13 protein-coding genes and 1 pseudogene are annotated in these 20133 nt (G+C 67.9%); 4 read left to right on the forward strand and 10 right to left on the reverse strand.

The genetic code is table 11. The features are described 5' to 3' along the window. Positions 1-708, forward strand: a complete 708-nt coding sequence (locus tag AZOLI_RS23140; RefSeq protein ID WP_044552849.1) for an OmpW/AlkL family protein — start codon at positions 1-3, stop codon at positions 706-708. A 150-nt stretch (positions 709-858) separates the two neighbouring features. Next, positions 859-1293, forward strand: coding sequence for a CBS domain-containing protein (locus tag AZOLI_RS23145; RefSeq protein ID WP_014249621.1), 435 nt, complete (start codon positions 859-861; stop codon positions 1291-1293). 82 nt (positions 1294-1375) lie between these two features. Here AZOLI_RS23145 and AZOLI_RS23150 read toward each other — a convergent pair whose 3' ends face one another. The 5 genes from AZOLI_RS23150 to AZOLI_RS23170 form a co-directional block, all read right to left on the reverse strand. Then, a complete protein-coding gene (locus tag AZOLI_RS23150) occupies positions 1376-2026 on the reverse strand; it encodes a response regulator (protein WP_014249622.1) in 651 nt (216 codons plus the stop codon). A gap of 380 nt (positions 2027-2406) precedes the next feature. Then, on the reverse strand, positions 2407-4197 hold the full coding sequence (locus AZOLI_RS23155; RefSeq protein ID WP_014249623.1) for an acyl-CoA dehydrogenase C-terminal domain-containing protein: 1791 nt from the start codon (positions 4195-4197) through the stop codon (positions 2407-2409). A gap of 16 nt (positions 4198-4213) precedes the next feature. Beyond that, a complete protein-coding gene (locus tag AZOLI_RS23160; RefSeq protein WP_014249624.1) occupies positions 4214-6553 on the reverse strand; it encodes a 3-hydroxyacyl-CoA dehydrogenase/enoyl-CoA hydratase family protein in 2340 nt (779 codons plus the stop codon). 25 nt (positions 6554-6578) lie between these two features. Next, positions 6579-7715 (reverse strand): thiolase family protein, encoded by a 1137-nt coding sequence (locus AZOLI_RS23165; protein ID WP_014249625.1) that lies wholly within the window; start codon positions 7713-7715, stop codon positions 6579-6581. After that, the gene (locus AZOLI_RS23170) at positions 7712-8203 is read right to left on the reverse strand and encodes a MerR family transcriptional regulator (RefSeq protein WP_014249626.1); all 492 of its coding nucleotides are present in this window, start codon (positions 8201-8203) and stop codon (positions 7712-7714) included. The genes AZOLI_RS23165 and AZOLI_RS23170 overlap by 4 nt, the downstream gene beginning before the upstream one ends. A gap of 350 nt (positions 8204-8553) precedes the next feature. On the opposite strand from AZOLI_RS23170, the gene AZOLI_RS23175 reads away from it, so the two are divergent. Further along, the gene (locus AZOLI_RS23175) at positions 8554-8742 is read left to right on the forward strand and encodes a hypothetical protein (RefSeq protein ID WP_014249627.1); all 189 of its coding nucleotides are present in this window, start codon (positions 8554-8556) and stop codon (positions 8740-8742) included. A 54-nt stretch (positions 8743-8796) separates the two neighbouring features. On the opposite strand, the gene AZOLI_RS23180 is transcribed toward AZOLI_RS23175, so the two are convergent. From AZOLI_RS23180 to AZOLI_RS23195, 4 genes are all read right to left on the reverse strand, one after another. Continuing rightward, positions 8797-13575 carry an alpha-2-macroglobulin family protein gene (locus tag AZOLI_RS23180; protein WP_014249628.1) on the reverse strand — a complete coding sequence of 1593 codons (4779 nt, stop codon included), beginning with the start codon at positions 13573-13575 and terminating at the stop codon, positions 8797-8799. Between the two features lie 166 nt (positions 13576-13741). Next, positions 13742-14905, reverse strand: coding sequence for an aminotransferase (locus tag AZOLI_RS23185; RefSeq protein WP_014249629.1), 1164 nt, complete (start codon positions 14903-14905; stop codon positions 13742-13744). 255 nt (positions 14906-15160) lie between these two features. Continuing rightward, positions 15161-15451, reverse strand: a complete 291-nt coding sequence (locus AZOLI_RS23190; RefSeq protein WP_014249631.1) for a hypothetical protein — start codon at positions 15449-15451, stop codon at positions 15161-15163. 172 nt (positions 15452-15623) lie between these two features. Continuing rightward, positions 15624-16115, reverse strand: a complete 492-nt coding sequence (locus tag AZOLI_RS23195; RefSeq protein WP_014249632.1) for a hypothetical protein — start codon at positions 16113-16115, stop codon at positions 15624-15626. A gap of 328 nt (positions 16116-16443) precedes the next feature. Here AZOLI_RS23195 and AZOLI_RS23200 point away from each other — a divergent pair, with 328 nt between their 5' ends. Next, positions 16444-18246: a methyl-accepting chemotaxis protein gene (locus AZOLI_RS23200; protein WP_162488389.1), complete on the forward strand. Its 1803-nt coding sequence runs from the start codon at positions 16444-16446 to the stop codon at positions 18244-18246. Between the two features lie 58 nt (positions 18247-18304). Here AZOLI_RS23200 and AZOLI_RS23205 read toward each other — a convergent pair. Continuing rightward, positions 18305-20080 (reverse strand): annotated as a pseudogene (locus tag AZOLI_RS23205) (SLC13 family permease). Positions 20081-20133: the final 53 nt, after the last annotated feature.

The raw sequence follows: 20133 nt of genomic DNA on the forward strand, positions 1-20133 counted from the left end.
ATGACCATCCTGTCGCGCGCCGCCGCCGCCCTGCTGGCGACCTCGGCCCTTGTCGCCATCGCTTCCCCGTCGCTCGCTCAGGACTTCAAGGGCAAGTCGGCCGGCGACATCGTCGTCCGTGCGCGCGGCCTGGCCGTGCTGCCGCAGGAAAAGGGCACCATCAACAACACGACGCTGGGTGACGTCGGCTCGGCCAAGGTCGGCAACGACTACATTCCGGAAGTCGATTTCACCTACTTCTTCACCGACAACATCGCCGCCGAACTGATCGCCGGCACCAGCCGTCACCGCGTGAAGGGCAACCTGATCGCCGCCGCCGGCGGCGTGACGGAAATCGGCAAGGTCTCGCTGCTGCCGCCGACCCTGACCGTGCAGTACCACTTCATGCCGAAGGAGCGCATCAGCCCCTACATCGGCGCCGGCGTGAACTACACCCTGTTCTACAACGAGGATGCGGCCAACAACCCCAACGCCGGCGGTCTGCGCATCACCGACACCAACTACAAGAACCGCTTCGGCTGGGCCCTGCAGGCCGGTGTCGACGTTGCCATCACCGGCAACTGGTCGCTGAACGTCGACGTCAAGAAGGTCTTCCTGAAGACCGACGTGACCGCCAATGCCCATGTGGGCACCGCCGTCCTGCCGGTCACCTCGAAGGTCACGCTGGACCCGTGGCTGGTCGGCGTCGGCATCGGCTACCGCTTCTAAGAACGGGTTTCGGGACTCGTCCCGGCACTCGAAAGGCGGCCTCTCCCATCCGGAGAGGCCGCCTTTTTCTTTGCATTATCCGTCTTGCAGATTGTACGCCAATCCCCATGATTCCAGTATCTGGGTCATCGGAAGGGAGGCCGTACCGCCATGCATGTTGCAGCCGTCTTGAAGCGCAAGGGCAACCGGATCGTCTCCGCCGCACCGGACGATCCCGTGGCCGCCGTCACCCGCCTGCTGACCGAGCACCGGATCGGCGCCGTGCTGGTGATGGACGACGATGGCCAGCCGGTCGGCATCCTGTCGGAACGCGACATCGTGCGGGCCGTCGCCCGCGACGGTGCCGCGGCGCTCGAGCGTCCGGCCGCAGACCTGATGACGCGCGGCCTGATCACCGGCACCCCGACCGACACCGTCGCCGACATGATGGCGGTGATGACCGAACGGCGCATCCGCCATGTGCCCATCATCGACTCCGGCCGCGTGGTCGGCGTCATCAGCATCGGCGACGTGGTGAAGGCCCGCATCGACGATGCCGAGCTGGAGGTCGAATCGCTGCGCGGCTATGTGGCCGGAATGGGCTGAGGCGAGCCATCCATCCTCAACGCGAAAAGACCCGCCGGGGCGTCCCGGCGGGTCTTTTCGCATCGATGTCCGGAATCCGGCTTTACGCCGAATGCGACTGCGGGAAGGCCATGGCCGCCTGGGTGCGGTTGCGCACGCCCAGCGACTTGAAGATCGCGGTCATATGGATCTTCACCGTGCCTTCGGACAGGCCCAGTTCATGGGCGATCTGCTTGTTCGACTTGCCTTCGCGCAGGCGGTCGAGCACCTCGCGCTGACGCTGGGTCAGCAGCTGCTCCAGCTGCGGGTCGGTCGGCGGGATCACAGAGCCGCCGCGCTGGTCGGGCTCGATCCCTTCGCGCAACACCGTGGCCGGCACATAGACGCCACCGGAGAAAATCAGGTCGAGCGCGCTCAACATGATCTTCACGCTGGACGATTTCGGGATGTAACCGGCCGCACCGTTCTCCAGCGCCTCGCGAACGTCGGACTGCGCCTCGGACGCGGACACGACCACGACCTTGGAGTTCGGCTGCCGGTCGCGCAGCATGCCGATGCCGGAGAAGCCGGGCCAGCCGGGCATGCGCAGGTCGGTCAGGATCAGGTCATAGGCCTCATCCTTCGAAGCCGCCATGTCCAGAAGCTCATCGAAATTGCTGGCTTCCGCAAAGGTAGCGTTTTCGCGCAGCTGCTCAAGCAGACGGCGAAGACCTTCCCGGAACAGGACGTGATCATCACCGATCAGGATCTTCATCGCTCAAACTCCCGAACCATGCCTGCCCCTCCGAAAGTCGCCTCAGAGGCTTCAGAAAAGGAGGGGGCTGTCGCCACCCGCATATTCCCTAAAATCCGAAGGATATAGCAGGCACCGGCCGAACGTAATCTCTATTGAGATGTAACACGCAGGGACGAGAGGGAACAACCTGAAATTAACTTTTGTCACGGCCGTGAAAGCTGATCGGCTGAGGCCAGCGCTTCCCAAGAGTGATATTTCCAAAGATCTACGACAATTTTAGGTTCCTATACGCATGCGCTCTTCCGACCTGCCGAAAAGGCAAGAAAAGGCCGGACCGGTGCCTTGCGCGCACCTGTCCGGCCTGAAGTCAAGCGCCCCGACCAAGCGGTCGACGCATGTCAGAAGGCAGCCTCTTCCAGTTCCATCAACGGCTTGGCGCCGGCGGCGATGGTGATGAACAGGCTGTTCGTCTGCGGCAGCAGCTTGGTCATGTAGAAGCGGGCGGTCTTGATCTTGGCCTCATAGAAGGCGGCATTGCCTTCCCCGACGTCGAGCTTGGCCTGCGCCTTTTCCACCATGGTCAGCCAGCTCCAGCCGAGCGCAACCAGACCGAACAGGCGCAGGTAATCGCTGGCGGCGGCACCGGCTTCCTCCGGATCCTTCAGGCCCTTCTGGGCGATCAGGGCGGTGGCCTGCTGCAGCTTGGCGAAGGCCTTGGCCAGCGGCATCACGAACTCGCCCAGCTCGTCCTTCTCCATCGCCGCCTCGATGTCGCGGCCGACGGGGTGGAAGAAGTGGCGCAGCAGGCGCCCCATGTCCTGCGGCAGCTTGCGGCCGACGAGGTCCAGCGCCTGGATGCCGTTGGTGCCCTCATAGATCTGGCAGATGCGGGCATCGCGGACATATTGCTCGACGCCGGTCTCCCAGATGAAGCCGTGGCCGCCATGGACCTGCACCGCGATGTTGGCCGACTCGAAGCCGATGTCGGTGAACAGCGCCTTGACGATCGGCGTCATCAGCTGGACGAACTCGTCGGCGTCGCGGCAGGTGCGGGCGTCGGCGTGCTTTTCCGCCACGTCCAGGTGATAAGCGACCAGCGCGCCCAGCGCGCGGGCGCCTTCGCCATAGGCGCGGGCGGTCAGCAGGTTCCGGCGCACGTCGGGATGGACGATGATCGGATCGGCCGGCTTGTCCGGCGCCTTCACCCCCGACAGCGACCGGCCCTGGAGCCGCTCGCGGGCATAGTTGACGGCGTTCTGGTAGGACACCTCGGCCAGCCCCAGCCCCTGGATGCCCACGGCCAGACGGGCCGCGTTCATCATCACGAACATGGCGCGCATGCCCTTGTGCGGCTCGCCGACCAGCCAGCCGGTGGCGTCCTCGAAGTTCATGACGCAGGTCGAGGACGCCTTGATGCCCATCTTGTGCTCGATGGAGCCGCAGGCGACGCCGTTGCGGGCGCCCGGCGTGCCGTCTTCGTTCGGCATGAACTTCGGCACCAGGAACAGGCTGATGCCGCGGGTCCCGGCCGGGGCGTCGGGCAGGCGGGCCAGCACCAGATGCAGAATGTTCTCGGTCAGGTCATGCTCGCCGGCCGAGATGAAGATCTTGGTGCCGGTGATCTTGTAGGCACCCTCCCCGTCGGGAACCGCCTTGGTGCGGATGATGCCGAGGTCGGTGCCGCAATGCGGCTCGGTCAGGCACATGGTGCCGGACCAGGTGCCGTCGACCAGCTTGGGCAGAAAGCGCTGCTTCAGCTCGTCCGAGCCGTACATCGCCAGCGCGTTGTAGGCGCCGAGCGACAGGCCGGGATACATGCCGAAGCTGAGGTTGGCGGAGCAGATGAACTCCTCCAGCATGATGTTGACCAGCTTCGGCAGTCCCTGCCCGCCATAGGCCGGGTCGCAGGCCAGACCCTGCCAGCCGGCCTCGATATAGGTGGTGTAAGCCTCCTTGAAGCCCTTCGGCGTGCGGACCTCGCCATTCTCGAAATGGCAGCCCTCGCCGTCGCCAGACTGGTTCAGCGGGAACAGAACCTCCTCGCACAGCTTGGCGCCTTCCTCCAGCACCTGGCCGACGAGTTCCGGCGTGGCGTCCTCGTAACCCGGCAGGGCCGACAGCTTGTCCAGGCCGACGATCTCGTCCAGGACGAAGCGCACATCCTCAAGCGGAGCCTTGTAGATCGGCATCTCTCGTTCCTCCCCCTCAGTTCCGCAGCGGCTTGCCGGTGAGCAGCATGTGCTCGATCCGGTCGATGGTGCCGCCGGTGCGCACCAGACCCATGAACGCCTCGCGCTCCAGCCGCAGGACATGGTCCTCGCCGACCGGCTTGGAAACGTCGGCCTCCTCGCCGCCGCTCAGCACCTCGGCCAGCGCGGCGCAGACCACCTTGTCGTGCGGCGTGACCTTGCCCTGCAGGGCGAAGCCTTCCACCGCCAGCTCCATCGCCGCCTTGGCGCTGGGGCCGGGCAGGACATAGGCCGTGGTCCTCTCCGGCGGGGTGTAGTCCGCCGCCAGCTCCAGCGCCTTGGCCTTGGCGTCGGCCAGCAGGCGGTCGCGGTTCATGGTGATGCCGTCGGTGGCGCGGAAATACAGCAGCTCCTTGGCCTCGGCCGCCGACTTGGCGACGGTGGCGGTGCTGATGATCTCGAAGGCCTTGGCAATGCCCGGCATGGGCCCGCGCGCCGCCTTCGGATTGGCCTGATGGCGGGCCAGCATCTCGGTGCAGCCGCCCCAGGCCGGGATCAGGCCGACGCCGACCTCGACGAGGCCGACATAGGTCTCGGCATGGGCCTGGACATGGTCGGAATGCAGCAGGATTTCGCAGCCGCCGCCCAATGCCATGCCGCTGGGCGCCGCCACCACCGGGAAGGGGGCGTATTTCAGCGCCCGGTAGGTGCGCTGGCCGCCCTCCACCATCTCCTCGATCTGCGGCCACAGGCCGATGTTCAGCGCGAACAGAGCGAGGCCCAGATTGGCGCCGACCGAGAAATTGTCGGCCTCGTTGTGGATGACGAGCGCCTTCCAGTCGCCCTTGCCGTCGCCGATCAGGCGCATGGCCTTCTCATAGGCGGCCATGATGTCGGCGTCGACGGCGTTCATCTTGCTGGTGAACTCGACGCACAGCACGCCGTCGCCGATGTCCCACAGGCTGGCGGAAGCGTTCTTCCACACCGGCTTGCCGGCGGCGCGCTTGATGTCGGACAGCAGCAGCACGCCGTCCGGGCGCACGACGGTGTCATAGACGCCGGATGTCGTCAGATGCTGGAGCTTGCCGTCCTCCACCCGGTAGAAGGGGCGGCCGGATGCCGTCTCCACCAGTGCCGGGACCGGAACGCCTTCCGAGCGGCACAGCTCGGCGAACCACCCAGTGCCCAGGCGGTCGATCAGCTCGAACGGCCCCTGCTTCCAGTTGTAGCCGAGGCGCATGCCCTCATCGACGGCGACGATGCTGTCGGCGATCTCCGGCACCAGGCTGGCGGCATAGGCCAGCGTCTGCGCCAGCACGCGGCGGGCGAAGCGGCCGCCCTTGTCCGGGTGCTCGCACAGCTTGCGCAGGTCGCGGCCGGCGGCGGACACGCTGTCCAGCCGGGCCTTTTCCGACGGGGCATACTCACCGGTCTGCAGATCGACCGACTCCTTCACCTTGCCGCCGCCGGCCTTGTTGATGCGGTAGAAGCCGCCCTTGCCCTTGCGGCCGGTATAACCCTCCGCGATCATCCGGGTGATGACCGGGTGTTCGCGCATCTGGCCGCGATAGGCGTCATTGGCCGGCAGGGTGGCCGACATGCTCTTGGCGATGTGCGGCATCAGGTCCAGCCCGACGAGGTCCATCAGGCCGAAGACGCCGGTCTTGGGGATGCCCATCGGCCGGCCGCCGACGGCGTCCGCCTCCTCCACCGTCAGGCCGAGGTCCACCGCGGCATTCACCGCCGACTGGATCCAGAAGACGCCGATGCGGTTGGCGATGAAGCCCGGCGTGTCCTTGCAGTGGACGACGCCCTTGCCCAGGCGGCGGTCGCAGACGTCGGCGATGGCCGCCAGCGCGTCGGCCCGCGTATCGGCGCCGCCGACGATCTCCAGCAGCCGCATGTAGCGCGGCGGGTTGAAGAAGTGGGTGATCAGGAAGTCCTTGCGGAACTGCTCGCTCTGCCCATCCGTCAACACCGCCAGCGTGATGGTGGAGGTATTGGACGACACGACAGAGCCCGCCTTGCGCACCGGATCGATGCGCTTGTAAAGGTCGGCCTTGATCGCCGGGTTCTCGACGATGGCCTCGACGATCCAGTCGACATCGGCCAGCAGGTTCAGGTCATCCTCAAGATTGCCGGGCGTGATCAGCTTGGCATTCTTGGGATGCATGAAGGGAGCCGGATCGGTCTTCAGCATCTTCGCCACGGCACCTTTGGCGATGGCGCTGCGGTCCGCACCCTCCTTCGCCGGGATGTCGAGCAGGACGCAGGGGATGCCGGCGTTGGCGAAATGGGCGGCGATGCCGGCGCCCATCACGCCCGCACCGATCACGGCGGCGCGTTCGATCTTCATGGTTTTTCCTCCCCGATCCCGTTCGTCAGACCGCTTCCAGGATGGTGGCGATGCCCTGGCCGCCGCCGATGCACTGGGTGGCCAGCGCGAACTGCTTGCCTTCGCGCTTCAGCAGGGCCGCGGCCTTGCCGGTGATGCGGGCGCCGGTGGCCCCCAGCGGGTGGCCGAGCGCCAGGGCGCCGCCGTCCGGGTTGATGCGCGACGGGTCGATGTCGAGATCGCGCATGCAGGCGATGGCCTGGGACGAGAAGGCCTCGTTGATTTCGATGATGTCGATGTCGTTGATCGACAGGCCGGCACGCGCCAGCGCCTTGCGGGTCGCCGGGACCGGACCCAGCCCCATCAGTTCCGGCGCGCAGCCGGCGACGGCGACCGAACGGATCTTCGCCAGGATCGGCAGGCCGTTGGCCTTGGCATACTCCTCCGTCGTCACCAGCACGGCGGCGGCACCGTCGGTCAGCGGCGAGGAGGTGCCGGCGGTCACGGTGCCATCGGCGGTGAAGGCCGGCTTCAGGCCCGACAGGCTGTCGGCATTGGTGCCGGGGCGGATGCAGCCGTCCTTGTCGACCAGACCGGCCGGGGTCTGGATGCCGACGATCTCGTCGGCCATGCGGCCGGCGGCCTGGGCTTCCGCCGCTTTGGCGTGCGAGGCGACGGCCAGCGACTCCTGCTCGGCGCGGGAAATGGCGTATTGGCGGGCGACATTCTCCGCCGTGATGCCCATCGAGCAGTAGGCTTCGGGGTAGGAGGCCTTCAGCGCCGGATTCGGCATTGGGTTGAAGCCCATGATCGGCACGCGGGTCATCGACTCGACGCCGCCGCAGATGAACACCTCGCCGGCACCCATCTGGATGGCGCCCGCCGCCTGGTGGATCGACTGCATCGACGAACCGCAATAGCGGTTCACCGTGGTGGCCGCCGCGGTCTGCGGCAGCTTGGCCAGGAAGGAGATGGTGCGGGCGACGTTCAGCCCCTGCTCGCCCTCGGGGAAGGAGCAGCCGACGATGACGTCCTCGACATCTTCGGTCTTCAGGCCGGTGCGTTCCACCAGCGCCGCGATGACGCGGGCCAGCAGTTCGTCGGGGCGGACCTTGGTCAGCTCGCCCTTGTGGGCGAAGGCGAAGGGCGAACGGGCATAACCGGCGATGACGACCGACTTCATGAGTGCTTCTCCTCCATGTCCTGCGTCTCCGTGATGCCGTTGCGGCGAAGATGCTCGGAGATCTGGGTGTCGATGGTGCACAGCTCCGCCAGCGTCTGTTTGACGTCGGCAAGCTGCTGTTCAAGCGCGGAAATCCGGCGGCGCGCGATCATGCGCATGTAGCGCATCTGTTCGATCTGGGCGTCGTCGGTGTCGTAGAGGTTCAGGAAATCCTTGATTTCGGCCAGGCTGAAGCCCAGCCGCTTGCCCCGGCAGATCAGCGCCAGCCGGGCACGGTCGCGGTGGCCGTAGACGCGTGCGCCTCCGGGAGCGCTGCCGATCCGCTCCGGCGCCAGCAGCCCTTCGTCCTCGTAATGGCGGATGGTGCGGTGGGTGAGACCGAACTCCCCGGCCAGTTCGCCGATGGCGAGCCGCGGGCCGGGCATGCGGCTGTCGCCCCCGTCATCCCCCATCTCCGCCATGTCGTAGCCGACCGAAAGCCGATCCAATCCGTTCGCTCCCTTCCTTGACGTTTACGTAAAGGTAAGGTCTATGCCGCACGCTGTCAACAGACTTGTTGACCAAACCAACCAGTTTGCCGAGCGGCCCGGCCACGCCCTGGGTTAGGCAACTGTTCAGCCACTAACAGGTGCGGCGCGCCCGCGCAGTGACAGGATGCCACGCCCCGTTCCGCTTTGTGGCTGTGGCAGGCTTTGCCCAGGACACGACGAGCCCCGCCGGTTCCCCGATTCCATATGGGAAGCGGATACGGCGCCGGACAGACGGTCAGAAGGCCGCGGCGGGATCAGGGTGGGTCGACTGTTTTCGGCGGATCAGGACAGGGGATAGGAGACAACCCATGTCGGCGCGCGCCATTGTATCGCTGGGCGTCTGGATATTGGCCATGGTGCTGCTCGGCACCATGACGGTCGGCCTTGCGCTGGCCTTCTACGTGCTGCTGACCCTGTGCTTCGCAGTGGTGGTCGCGGCACTGACCCTGCTCGTCCGGCGGCGGGAGAACCATCGAAGCGAGCAGAGCTACCTTTAGACACGGTGTTGCAGGTAAGGGGCGCCGGTTGGCGCCCATTGCCTCTTTTTCACCTCACTCCGGCAGCACGCGCAGGCGTGACACCGAGGTGCGGGCGGACAGGTGGGGCCGCTGCAGGTCCTGCACTTGGGCACCGGGGGCCGCGAAGTCGCCGGGAGTCACGGCGCGGACCAGATAGACCAGCCGGAAGCGGGGGGCCGCCTTCGGCAGGTCGATGGCGGCGAGGAAGCGGTCGTCGCGGAACTCCACGTTGCGGACGGACGACAGCTCGCCCAGCCAGGACAGCTTGCCGAGCTGGCCGCTGTTGGCGAGCCGGACATTCTCGATCTCGAAGCCGGCCGGCAGCGGATCGCTGACCAGCACCGAATGATCGAGCGGGTCGCCGACCTCACCCTCCAGGATCACCACCAGCAGGTCGTTGTGGCGGACACCGGCCGGGTCGACCGGACGGCCGGCCATGTCGAACAGGCGGCGGCGGATGGTCATGCCCTGCTCTTCCGCGCCCGCCGGCTGGTCGGGTACGCCGGCCACCGAGACGGTCTGCCGGACTTCGCCGCCCAGGTTGCGGATCGCCGGCGGTGCGGCCGGGTCGATGCGCAGGATCTGGGGCTTGGCGTTCTCCACCGTCTGGTCGCCGATGGCGAGCTTCATCGGGGCGGCACGGTCGATCAGCGCCTTGGATGCCAGCAGCAGCCAAGCCTGTTCCTGCGGGTTGGTGGTGCGGACCGCGGCGAAGGTCTTCGCCACGCGCTCCGCCGCCTGGAAGATGCGCTCGCGGTCGACCGCCCCGCTTTCCGCCAGCAGCGCCACCACGCCAGCCTCGTCCCGCAGGGAGGAACCATGGTCGCGCAGGCTGGCGGATACCATCCGGGCACCGGTCAGCTTGGCGAAGGCGTCGGCGGCAGCCGGCTGGTCGCCCAGCGCGGCGGCAGCGGCGGCGATCTGCGCCCGGCTGAAGTCGGTCGGCAGCCGGTCCCAGTAGTTTTCACGGAAGTACCGGACTGCGCCGGCATCGATCAGTTTCGCCCGAGCCAGCACATACAGGGCATAGGCACGGCCCGGCAGGTCGGCGGTCTCGACCCAGGCATTGTCGACCGCCTGCTTCATCCAATCCAGCCCCTTGCGGTAGGGCTGGTCGGGGATGCGGTATCCCGCAGCCTTGGCACGGCCCAGCACGTCGACCGCATAGGCGGTCAGCCACGGGTCGAGATCGCCCTTCGGCGACCATGCGGAGAACGCGCCGTCCGCACGCTGGAAGGTCAGCAGACGGTCGATGCCGCGCTGGACGCGGGCCTTGATGCGGTCTTCCGGCGCAATGCCCAGACCGGCGGCGACATCGGGCATCGACAGCAGTGGCAGGATGCGGCTGGCGGTCTGCTCCGCGCCACCCGGTGCCGCCCGGTCCAGCGCGAAGAGCAGGCCCGCCACGTCGAGATCCGGCAGCGGAGCCACCACGGCACCGACGGACAGGGTCTCCGGCCGCAGTCCGGCAGCGAAGTCGGCCGGGAGGGTCAGGCTCTTGTCGGTGGGCAGGGCGGCGACGGTGCGGCGCGATATCGGCGGCGAGGCCGGGCGCACGGTGACGTCCCAGCGCCGGGTGACGCGGACGCCGTCCGGACCGGTGACGTCCAGGGTGACATGGCCGGCCCCTACGGCGGTGGCGGTCAGCACCCGGCCGGCGGTCGCCCGCTTGCCGCGCGCCAGCTTCGGCACCGCCAGATCGGCTCCCCCGTCGCCCTGAACGATGGAGACGGCACCCTCGGCGGTCAGGGTCATGCGGTAATCGCCGGACGGGCCGTTCAGGTTGTCGAGCGACAGCATCACCTGCGCCGAGTCGCCCGGGGCGAGGAAGCGCGGCAGCACCGCGTCGGCGACGATCGGGTCGCGGACCAGCATCTGGCTTTCGGCATGGCCGATCCGGCCCTCGCTCCAGGCCACGGCCATCAGGCGCAGGCGGCCCTGGAAATCGGGCAGATCGAAGGGAACGGAGACCTTGCCGTCGGCTCCCACTGTCAGGATGCCGGAATAGAGCGAGACCACCCGTTCCGACTTGGGCGGCACCAGCCCGGCGACCTGACGCAGGCGCGGAGCCGGCGCTGCCGGCGGCCGGGTGGCATCCAGGCTGGCCGGATCGATCAGCCGGCCGTAGGAGTCGCGCAACTCCACCGTCAGCGGCCGCTTGCCCAGATAGTGGCGGGCCGGATCGGGAGAAGGCTGATCGGTCAGCTGCATCACCGATTCGTCGACGGCGGCCAGGGTCACGAAGGCCTGCTGGCCTTCGGCGATGCCGTCCACCGTGACGTCGGCGGTCATGGCGCGGCGCGGCTCCACCTCCGCCGGGGCGGAAAGGTGGATGTCCAGCGTGCGCGGCGCCTTGTCCATCGCCAGCCAGGCGAGACCGACCGCGCGGCGCGGCGGCTTCTTCGACTGGGGGTCGGAGGTGGCGAAGGCGGTCGCCAGCACATGGGCGCCGCTGGTCCAGCCCTGCCCGACCGGGATTTCCAGGAAGGCGCCCTGGGTGCCGATGGCGCGGGTGACGGCATAGGTCACGCCGCGGTCGGCCACCGCCACCAGGACCTGACTGTCATAGGGCGGCTTGACGAAGACCCAGGCGCTCTCCCCGGCGCGGTAGGCCGGCATCATCACCGAGACGTCGACGGCGTCCGGCCGCTCGCCGGCGGTCGGGGTCATCCACCAGCCGGCGGCGAAGCGCACGCTGGTGGCGACGCCGGTCTTGGGATCGAACACCTCCAGCCGGTAGCGTCCGGCGGCGACCGGGGCCTCCACCGCGGCCGGACCGCCGGCCTGGGCCGACAGGGTGCCGCCGGTCACGCGCTGGTCCTTCACCGTGACCTTGTAGTCCCAGCGGCCGTTCGCCTCGTACCAGGCGTAGTCGTACTCCTCCTCGAACAGCTCGTAGGAGAGGTCGGCGCGGTCCGTCGGCTTGCCGTCCGGCCCGACGGCGATCACCTCGAACCCGGCGGTGGCGCCTTCCGGCACGCCGTCGCCCTCGAAGCGCGGCTTGATGCCGATGGCGAAGGGCTGGTGGCGCACCGGCAGGACGAAGTCACGGCCGACCGGACGGCCGCCGATGTCGAACAGGGTGGCGCGCACCACCGCTTCCAGCGGGCGGGTGCTTTCGGGCGGACGCGGCAGCTTGACCTTCAGGCGGGCCGCGCCGTTGGAATCGGTGATGAAGCCCGGCAGGTCGGCGCGGGCCGGCTTCACGTCCTCCTGCGCCAGACCGAAATGGTAGCCCGGCAGGTTGGGATAGGGGTTCACCGCGGCGCGCAGGGCGACCGTCAGCTCGCCCGGCAGGCCCGAGGCCGGCGCACCGTAGAGATAATGGCTGTCGAGCGTCACGTCGGCCTCGCCGTCGGCTGCCAGCTCCGTCGTCGGGGAGGCGAGCGACAGGTCCAGCCGCGGGGGCACGAAATCCTCCAGCAGGAACTCGGCCCTGCCGATGGCCGGACCGTCCGGCTCGGCATGGGCGGTGACCGTCCAGTTGCCGGGGAAGGCGTTCATCGGCAGGTCGATGCGGGTGGCGAAGCCGCCGGCCCCGCTGTCCGTCAGGGTGCGCCGCTCCACCTCGAACCCGTCGGGGCGCAGGACCCGGATGGTCAGCGCCTTCCCGGCGGGCGGGTTCAGGTCGGTGTCGCGCAGCAGGGCGGTCAGCTGCACCGTCTCGCCCGGCCGGTAGATTCCGCGCTCGGTATAGAGATAGGCGTCGAGCCCGCCGGTCATCGGACGGGCAATCGGGGCAGGCTTGTCCGGCGTCTCGGCCGAGGGGGCACCGCCGGCGGTCAGGTCGAGAAAGGCGAAGTCGCCATCGCCGCGCGCGGCGAACAGGGCCTGCACCGGCTCGGTCCCGGCGGCGCGCAAGGCAGCGAGGTCGAAGCGGCCGAGCCCGTCCTCTCCGGTCCGGACGCGGCCCAGTTCGGACCCGTTGCGGGCGACCAGACGCAGTTCCACCCCCGCGGCGGGGCTGGCGCTCTGGACGGAGCGGGCGAAGACCACCAGCGAATCGTCGCCGAGGATGGTGTTGAGGCCGAGATCGGAGACCACGAACCACTGGGTCGCCTTGCGGTCCCAGCCGCCCGGCTTGATCTCATCGGCGCCGGCGACGGCGACATAGACGCCCGGCTCCAGCTTGCCCAAAACGGCGTCGATGGGAAAGGCGGTGGTGACGCTGCGGTTCGGCTGGTTGCCGATCCCCATCTCGCCGCGCCAGACCTCCTGGCCCGACTTGTCCAGGATTTCGCCGATGTCGTAATCGGTCATCTGCTGGGTGATGCGGCCGAAATAGATCTTCTCGACCAGCGCCCGGTCGGCGATGCGCAGCACCTGCAGCTTCGCCCGGTCCAGATTGATGGAGCGCAGCGGCAGCCCGTCCGCACCCACCCGCGGCAGGATGTAGCCGGCGCCGCGGAAGGCCAGCGAGGGCTTGCGGTTGGGCACCTGCACCTCGCGGGTGTCGGCGGCCGGCAGCCGCTTGCCGTCGATGCCCGGCAGCCCGTCCTTCAGCGTGACGCGATAGCTCTCGCCATGGCGCAGCCCCTCCACGCACAGGGTGCGGTCGCGGGCGATGGCGGCACCCTCGACCGCCGGCTCCACCGCCACATAGTCGCGGTAGTTGACGGCGCGCGAGCGCTCCAGCCGGTCGGTGAAGGTGAAGCAGGCCTGGGGCGTATCGCGCTCCGCCACCACCTCCACGCCCGACACGCCGAAAGGCACGGGTTCGGCCGGGGGATCGGCGGCGAAGGTCCGGGAAACGGTGTACGTGCCGGAGCACGCGACGAGAACGGCACAGACACGCGCCAGCGCACGCAACATTCGAGACAGGCCCCAATTCCGCGGGTGGGTCCGAAACCGCAAGACCGGGGACAGCCCTGGCGTCGGCTCGGACCTGGACAAAACCGGCGGGAGTATGCCCAAGCGGCTGGGGTTTCGCCATGGCTTTGCGGCAGGGGCGTGCAGATCGCTCCCGCCGCCGCAATGCCTAGCTGCCCGCGAAGCGGTTGCGCAGGCGGGCGATGGCCTCGTCCAGCACCTCGTCCCGCTTGGAGAAGCAGAAGCGCACGACGCCGGTCGGCGCATTCTCGACGAAAAAGGCGCTGACCGGGATGGCGGCGACCTTCGCCTCCTCCACCAGCCAGCGGCAGAAGGCCTGATCGTCGCCGTCGAAGCCGAAGCGGCCGATGTCGGCGGCGACGAAATAGGTGCCGGCGCTGGGCAGCACCTCGAATCCGACGGAGGCCAGCCCGGCGGCAAGCCGGTCGCGCTTGGCCTGCAGCCCGGCGGCCAGCCCGGTGAAGTAGCCCTCCTCCTTGCCCAGCCCATAGGCGACGGCGGCCTGGAGGTTCGGCGGGGTGGTGAAGGTCAGGAACTGGTGGGCCTTGGCGACCGGCTGCAGCAGATGCGGGGCGGCGGTGACATAGCCGACCTTCCAGCCGGTCAGCGAGAAGGTCTTGCCGGCCGAGCCGATCTTCAGGCAGCGGTCGCGCATGCCCGGCAGGGTCATCAGCGGGATATGGCGGCGGCCGTCGAAGACGATGTGCTCATACACCTCGTCGCAGACGGCGAAGGCATCGTGGCGCTGGACGAACTCGGCGATCAGCTCCAGCTCCGCCCGGTCGAAGACCTTGGCCGCCGGGTTCAGCGGATCGTTGATCAGCACCAGCTTGGTGCGCGGCGAGAAGGCGGCCTCCAGGTCGGCACGGCTGAAGCTCCAGTCCGGCGCCTTCAGCGAGACGAAGCGCGGCACGCCGCCGGCCAGCCGGACGATGGGCAGGTAGCTGTCGTACATCGGCTGGAACAGCACCACCTCGTCGCCCGGATTTATCAGGCCGAGCAGACAGGCGGTCAGCGCCTCGGTGGCGCCGGAGGTGACCATCGTCTCGGTCTTCCAGTCGACGTCGAGACCGTAGAAGCGCCCGGCATGGGCGGCCAGCGCCTGCCGCAGGTCGGGGGTGCCCATCATCGACGGATACTGGTTCCAGCCCTGGAGCAGCGCGTCGGCCGCAGTCTGCAGCACGTCGGCCGGACCACGGTCGTCGGGGAACCCCTGGCCCAGATTGATCGCGCCATGCTCTTCCGACAGGCGGGACATGACCTCGAAAATGGTGGTGCCATAGCTGGACAGCAGCGCGTTGCCCGACTTCACCGCAAACCCTCCTGATGCGAACGGACGCACAAGATGGATGGAGGCGGGCGCGGCTGTCCAGTACCCGCTTCCGCAAGGCAGACCGCGGGCGGGCGGCGCGGGCCGGATGGAACGTTTGAAACGCTGTGGAACGGTTTTCCGCCGGTGTTCCACTGTTCAACCGGTCACGCTGCCCGCCGGCGGACGGGAACGGCGATGCTCCATGCTATCACCGGGCTGCCCGGCGGGTAAGGGACTGCGGGAAAATGCTTGGGCTCAGCCGCGGTTCATCTTGCGCAGGCGACGGGCGCGCAGCTTCTGGCGGATGCGCTCCACCGGGCTGAACATGCGGGGGTAGCGGCGCTTGCCGCGTATGAACAGGCGACGGGCGTCGGCAGAGTTGCGCAGCACGAGAATGCCGCCGAGCAGCATCACCGGCAGCCCGCCGGGACCGGGCAAGGGTGCCAGCAGCAGGCCGAACAGGATGATGGTGCATCCGGCACCGATCAGTGCCAGCTGGCGCACCCGCGCAAACGTCAGCGTCTGGGCGGTATCGGGAGGACTCATCTGTGGTTCGCCAGGTTCCATGCTTCGGTTGGCCTGCATATGGGCCGGAAGATGGCCGCCGAAAAGCCCCCTCCCCTTGCGGGTGAGGCAATCGGGGTTTGCTCCCTCTCCCGTCCCGGGAGAGGGCGCTTACCGCGGGATGCGGTTGCCCGCATTGTAGAAGAGCACCCCCTCAATGCAGCGTCCGCACCGGTTCCGGACGGGTGCCGAGCAGGCGGGCGGGGTCGAGGCGGCTGAGGGCGGCGTCGCGTTCGGCGGGCTTCGGTTCCCAGCCGAATTCGCGGATCAACTGGTCGCGGGCGGCACCCGCAAGCCGGGACAGGCGGTCGCAATCCTTCTGCCCGGCGTCTTTCCGGGCACCCAGCCGGTGCGGGGCGCAGCGGCGGTCGGCGCAGCTTTCCAGCATCAGGCGGATCATCCGCTCGCGCTTGGCGGCGTCGACATAGCCCGACTGATCGAAATAGAGCTTGGTGAAGGCGAGTTCGGTGACGCGGGCATGGCTCCCGCGGCCGCCGACGATCACCGCGGCCACCAGTTCCACGCAGCGGCCGGCGAAATGCGGCAACGGGGCCGTGCCGTCATCGGCACGGTCGAGCAGGCTGCTCGGCAGGTCGACCAGACGGCCGGTCACGTCCTTCACCAGATAGCGGCGCCACACCGACATTTCCGCCTCCCGTCCGCCCAAGCCGGTTCATCGGCCTTGCGATTGGAAAATCCTACACCAGACGGACAAGTCACGGAACCTCGCAAAGCAGACGGCAGACTCCGCCGACCCGAGTTCCAGTTTGCGATGGTCGCAAGGGCCATCTCGGAATGTTCGACAACCTCAGCTTTAATGATCGGGCCGAAGAATCCCGCGCATTTTATCGATCCGCAGAACAGTTTCAAGATTTCACCCAAAATGGAAATATGATGACACGTCAAAATACCAAGATTATCATATGAAAACCGATATGGTTTAGTCTGCGATCATTCAGATGGGAATGGCTGGAATGAAGTTATCGATCAAGACAACGATCGCCATCATGGCCCCCCTCCTCATCATCGCCTTCGCCGCCAACATCCTGTCGTTTTCTCTTTTGACCGGCGCCCGCGAGTCTCTGACGGCTGCGCAGGTTATCCGCCACAATTCTTATCTGCTGGCCGATGAACTGCGGCAAAGCTCCGACGACCTGACCCGGCTTGCCCGCACCTATGTCATCACCGGCGATGCGAAGTACGAGGCCCAGTATTGGGATGTGCTCGCCATCCGCAACGGCCAGAAGCCGCGCCCGCAGGCCTATCACCGTATCTATTGGGATTTCGTCGCCGCCTCCGGCACGAAGCCGCGCGGGGACGGTCCGACGGTTCCACTCCAGACCCTGATGGAGCAGGCCGGCTTCACGGCGGCCGAGTTCGGCAAGCTCAAGCAGGCCCAAGCCAATTCCGATGGGCTGGTGAAGCTCGAAACCAAGGCGATGAACGCCGTGAAGGGCCTGTTCGACGATGGCCGGGGCAACTACACCGTCAAGAAGGCGCCTGATTTCGAACTCGCCCGCAACCTGATGCATTCGAAGGAATACCATACCTTCAAATCGGAAATCATGGCACCGGTCGACGAGTTCTACGTGCTGCTGGAACAGCGCACGCAGGGCGCCATCGAGGCAGCGGAACGGGAGGTTGCCTTCTACCACACGGTCAATGTGACGACATTGGCCCTGCTGGGTCTGATCATGGCATTGGCCGGCTGGATCCTGATCTCGCGGGTCTCAGTCCCGCTGAACGCCCTCAAGATCGCGATGACCCGGCTGTCCCGCAACGAACATGGCGTGGCGGTCCCCCATCTCGGCAAGGGCGACGAGATCGGCGAGATGGCGCGCGCCACCGACGTCTTCAAACGTGGCCTGGATGAGGCCGAAACGGTCCGCGCCAGCCAGCAGGAGCGCGAACGCCGGCAGGAGGAGGAAAAGCGGCTGGCCATGGCACGGCTCGCCGACCAGTTCGAAACGTCGGTGTCCCGCATGGTCAGCGAGGTGCGCTCAGCCACCGGCAGCGTGCAGGAGGACGCCCGCGCGCTTTCCGCCACTGCGCAGGATGCCTCCCGCCAGTCCGCCTCCATGTCGGAGGCCGCCCTCAACGTCACGGCGAATGTCGAGGGGGTCGCGGCCGCGACGGAGGAACTGGCCGCTTCGGTCGCCGAGATCGCCCGTCAGGTCTCCAGCGCCTCGTCGGTCGCCCGCAACGCCGTCAGCGAGGCCAATGCCACCAACGAGAGCGTCAAGGGTCTGGCCGCCACCGCCCAGCGCATCGGCGACGTGGTCAATCTGATCCAGGTGATCGCCAGCCAGACGAACCTGCTGGCGCTGAACGCCACCATCGAGGCGGCCCGCGCCGGCGAGGCCGGCAAGGGCTTCGCCGTCGTCGCCAGCGAGGTGAAGAATCTCGCCAACCAGACCGCCAAGGCGACGGAGGACATCCAGGCCCAGGTCAGTGCGATCCAAGAGGAAACCGCCCACGCCGTTCAGGCGATCGACGGCATCACCCGGACCATCGGCAACATCTCCACCATCACCGTGGCAGTCGCCTCGGCCGTGGAGGAACAGGGCGCAGCCACACAGGAGATCACCAGGAACGCCCAGGAGGCCGCACGCGGCACGCGCGGGGTGTCGGCCAACGTCGAGGGCGCCAACGAGGCGGCCGACCGCACGCGGCGCTCCGCCGACACGCTGCTGGCCGCCGCCGACACGCTGTCGCAACAGAGCGCCGCGCTGAGCGCGGAGGTCGACGGCTTCGTCCGCAAGGTACGGCAGCCCTGACCGGGACCGCACCATCGGCAGCACGCTTCGGACCGGTGACGATCCGGGAGGATCCGGCCTAATTCGGCACCAGCGGCCAGAACACCGAGATGGCCGCGGTGCCCAGGATCACGACCATGATCGACAGCGGCAGTCCCAGCCGCCAGTAGTCGCCGAAGCGGTAGCCGCCGGGGCCCATCACCAGCGTGTTGCACTGGTGCCCGATGGGGGTGAGGAAGTCGCAGCCCGCCCCGATCGCCACCGCCATCAGGAAGGCGTCCGGCCGCAGCCCGAGATGGGTGGCGAGGCTGGCGCCGATGGGCGCCATCACCAGCACGGTGGCGGCATTGTTCAGGAAGGGCGTCACCGCCATCGCCGCCACCATGATCATGGCGAGCGCGCCGATGGGCGGCATTCCCTGCGACAGCTGCGACAGCAGGCCGGCGATCAGTTCGCTGCCGCCGGTGGTGCGCAGGGTTTCGCTGACCGGAATCAGGGAGCCGAGCAGGACGAGGATCGGCCATTCCACCGCCTCGTAGGCCTCGCGCAGGCTGACCACCTTCAGCGCCATCATCACCACTGCCGCCCCGAAGAAGGCGATGGCGACCGGCACCAGACCGGTGGCGACCAGAACCACGGTCAGCCCCAGGACGGCGACCGCCGCAGCGCGCTTGGGCGTGCGGCCGATGGCGAGATCGCGCTCGGCCAGCGGCAGGCAGCCCAGTTCGGCCAGCGTGTCCGCCATGGCCGCCTCCCGCCCCTGCAGGACGACCAGATCGCCCGACTGCAGGCGGACGCGGCGCAGCCGCTGGCGGATCGGCCGCCCGCGCCGGCTGATCGCCAGCAGGTTGGCACCGAAGCGCTCGCGCAGGTTCACCTCCTCGATGCTGTGGCCGATCATGGTGGAGCGCTGCTCGACCACCGCCTCGACCAGGACGATGTCGTCCTCCTTCTCGACCCCCTCCAAATCCTTGTCGTGCACCATCTTCAGCCCGGCGCGCTTGACCAGCTCCGCCAGCGCCGTGGTGTCGCCCTCCAGCACCAGGATGTCGTCGGCGAACAGCACCCAATGGCCCGACGGCACATAGCGGCGGTAATTCTCGCGCACGATGGCGGCAATCGTCACCTCGCCCTCGCCGACCGCCTCCAGTTCCGCCACGGTGCGGCCGACGAACTGGGAACCGGTGGGCAGCCGTGCCTCCGCCGTGTAATCGTCGATGTTGAAGGCCGGACCGGCCGACGCCGTCCGTCCCTTGGGCAACAGCCGGTAGCCGACCGCCAGGAAGGCGACACCGAACACCGAGATCACAAGGCCGACCGGCGTGAAATCGAACATGTGGAAGGGCTCGCCCGTCATCTAGGCGCGCAGGCGCGACACGATGACGTTCGGGGAGGTGCCGACCAGCGTCATCAATCCGCCCATCAGCGAGCCGAAGGCCATCGGCATCAGCAGCATCGACACCGGCGTGCCGGTCCGCCGCGCAACCTGCAGGGCGATGGGCATGAAGATGGCGAGCGCGCCGATGTTCTTGACGATGGCCGACAGCAGCGTGACCGCCCCGGCCAGGACGGCGACCTGCATCCACACCGTCGTCATGCGCGTGGCCAGCGGGCGCATCGCCGCCTCGACCACGCCGGACCGGCCGACGGCGGCACTGATCACCAGGGCGGAGCCGACGATGATGACGATGTCATCGGAGAAGCCCAGGAAAGCCTGCTTGGCCGGCACGATCCCCACCGCGACCGAAGCCAGCAGGGCGAGCATGCCGACGAGGTCGTAGCGCAGCCGGTCCCAGATCAGCAGCGCAATGACCGCGCCGATGATGCCGAACGATAACATCTGGTCGATGGTCATTGGGAAAGGCGGCGTCCTTCCTGTCCGTTTGCCCGGGCTGCCCCGTTCGAGAG

Origin of the sequence: Azospirillum lipoferum 4B (assembly GCF_000283655.1) — a bacterium.
Taxonomy (GTDB): Bacteria; Pseudomonadota; Alphaproteobacteria; order Azospirillales; family Azospirillaceae; genus Azospirillum; species Azospirillum lipoferum_C.